The organism is Burkholderia sp. A9, assembly GCF_000801975.1.
Genome location: NZ_JSZN01000023.1, coordinates 1 through 2,912, shown reverse-complemented (window position 1 = coordinate 2,912; position 2,912 = coordinate 1). Strand labels below are relative to the sequence as shown.

Here is a 2,912-nt window from a genome sequence, read left to right as displayed (position 1 = left end):
CAGACTTGTTATAGGATCAAGCCTTACGGGCAATTAGTATCAGTTAGCTGAACGCATTACTGCGCTTACACACCTGACCTATCAACGTCCTGGTCTCGAACGACCCTTCAAGGGGATCTAGTCCCCAGGGATATCTCATCTTAAGGCGAGTTTCCCGCTTAGATGCTTTCAGCGGTTATCTCTTCCGAACATAGCTACCCGGCGATGCCACTGGCGTGACAACCGGTACACCAGAGGTTCGTCCACTCCGGTCCTCTCGTACTAGGAGCAGCCCCCTTCAAATATCCAACGCCCACGGCAGATAGGGACCAAACTGTCTCACGACGTTTTAAACCCAGCTCACGTACCTCTTTAAATGGCGAACAGCCATACCCTTGGGACCGGCTACAGCCCCAGGATGAGATGAGCCGACATCGAGGTGCCAAACACCGCCGTCGATATGAACTCTTGGGCGGTATCAGCCTGTTATCCCCAGAGTACCTTTTATCCGTTGAGCGATGGCCCTTCCATACAGAACCACCGGATCACTATGACCTGCTTTCGCACCTGCTCGACTTGTCGGTCTCGCAGTTAAGCACGCTTATGCCATTGCACTATCAGCACGATTTCCGACCGTACCTAGCGTACCTTCGTACTCCTCCGTTACGCTTTGGGAGGAGACCGCCCCAGTCAAACTGCCTACCATGCACTGTCCCCGACCCGGATCACGGGCCAAGGTTAGAACCTCAAACAAACCAGGGTGGTATTTCAAGGACGGCTCCACCGAAACTAGCGTTCCGGTTTCATAGCCTCCCACCTATCCTACACAGATCGGTTCAAAGTCCAATGCAAAGCTACAGTAAAGGTTCATGGGGTCTTTCCGTCTAGCCGCGGGTAGATTGCATCATCACAAACACTTCAACTTCGCTGAGTCTCGGGAGGAGACAGTGTGGCCATCGTTACGCCATTCGTGCAGGTCGGAACTTACCCGACAAGGAATTTCGCTACCTTAGGACCGTTATAGTTACGGCCGCCGTTTACCGGGACTTCAATCAAGAGCTTGCACCCCATCATTTAATCTTCCGGCACCGGGCAGGCGTCACACCCTATACGTCCACTTTCGTGTTTGCAGAGTGCTGTGTTTTTATTAAACAGTCGCAGCCACCAGTTTATTGCAACCCCTTCACCCTTTGCCCGCAGGGGCATCAAGCTACAAGGGCGTACCTTATCCCGAAGTTACGGTACCAATTTGCCGAGTTCCTTCTCCCGAGTTCTCTCAAGCGCCTTAGAATACTCATCTCGCCCACCTGTGTCGGTTTGCGGTACGGTCATCGTTAGACTGAAGCTTAGAGGCTTTTCTTGGAACCACTTCCAATTGCTTCGCTCCCTAAGGAGCTCGCGCCACACCCTTGAATCCTGCGCCCGGATTTGCCTAAGCGCCTTCTCCAATGCAGCGACCGGGACTTCCAACACCCGGACAACCTTCCGCGATCCGTCCCCCCATCGCATCTAACAATGGTGCAGGAATATTGACCTGCTTCCCATCAGCTACGCATTTCTGCCTCGCCTTAGGGGCCGACTCACCCTACGCCGATGAACGTTGCGTAGGAAACCTTGGGCTTACGGCGAGGGGGCCTTTCACCCCCTTTATCGCTACTCATGTCAGCATTCGCACTTCCGATACCTCCAGCACGCTTTTCAACGCACCTTCGCAGGCTTACGGAACGCTCTCCTACCATGCGTGCAAAGCACGCATCCGCAGCTTCGGTATATAGCTTAGCCCCGTTACATCTTCCGCGCAGGACGACTCGATCAGTGAGCTATTACGCTTTCTTTAAAGGGTGGCTGCTTCTAAGCCAACCTCCTGACTGTTTTAGCCTTCCCACTTCGTTTCCCACTTAGCTATATTTGGGGACCTTAGCTGGCGGTCTGGGTTGTTTCCCTCTTGACACCGGACGTTAGCACCCGATGTCTGTCTCCCGTGATTGCACTCTTCGGTATTCGGAGTTTGCTATGGCGGGGTAATCTGCAATAGACCCCCCAACCATGACAGTGCTCTACCCCCGAAGGTGAGACACGAGGCACTACCTAAATAGTTTTCGGAGAGAACCAGCTATTTCCAAGTTTGTTTAGCCTTTCACCCCTATCCACAGCTCATCCCCTAACTTTTCAACGTTAGTGGGTTCGGACCTCCAGTACGTGTTACCGCACCTTCATCCTGGCCATGGATAGATCACTTGGTTTCGGGTCTACGCCCAGCAACTGAACGCCCTATTCGGACTCGCTTTCGCTACGCCTGCCCTATACGGTTAAGCTTGCTACTGAACGTAAGTCGCTGACCCATTATACAAAAGGTACGCCGTCACCCCTTACGAGGCTCCGACTGTTTGTATGCATGCGGTTTCAGGATCTATTTCACTCCCCTCCCGGGGTTCTTTTCGCCTTTCCCTCACGGTACTGGTTCACTATCGGTCGATCACGAGTATTTAGCCTTGGAGGATGGTCCCCCCATCTTCAGACAGGATTTCACGTGTCCCGCCCTACTTGTCGCACACCTAGTTCTTTCATACTGTTTTCGCCTACAGGGCTATCACCTGCTATGGCCGCACTTTCCAGAGCGTTCGGCTAACAATACAAATAAAGAGTGCAAGGCTCATCCCATTTCGCTCGCCACTACTTTGGGAATCTCGGTTGATTTCTTTTCCTGCGGTTACTTAGATGTTTCAGTTCACCGCGTTCGCTTCGCATGGCCTATGTATTCAGCCATGGATACTCCAAAAGGAGTGGGTTTCCCCATTCGGACATCTACGGATCAAAGCTTGTTTGCCAGCTCCCCGTAGCTTTTCGCAGGCTACCGCGTCCTTCATCGCCTGTGATCGCCAAGGCATCCACCACATGCACTTGTTCGCTTGACCCTATAACGAGTCTGTCTC

General features: G+C 52.8%; 1 rRNA gene. It reads right to left on the bottom strand.

Annotated features, from left to right (window positions below):
- Positions 1–12: 12 nt before the first annotated feature.
- Positions 13–2,894 (bottom strand): 23S ribosomal RNA (locus tag PI86_RS11725).
- Between the last annotated feature and the right edge of the window lie 18 nt (positions 2,895–2,912).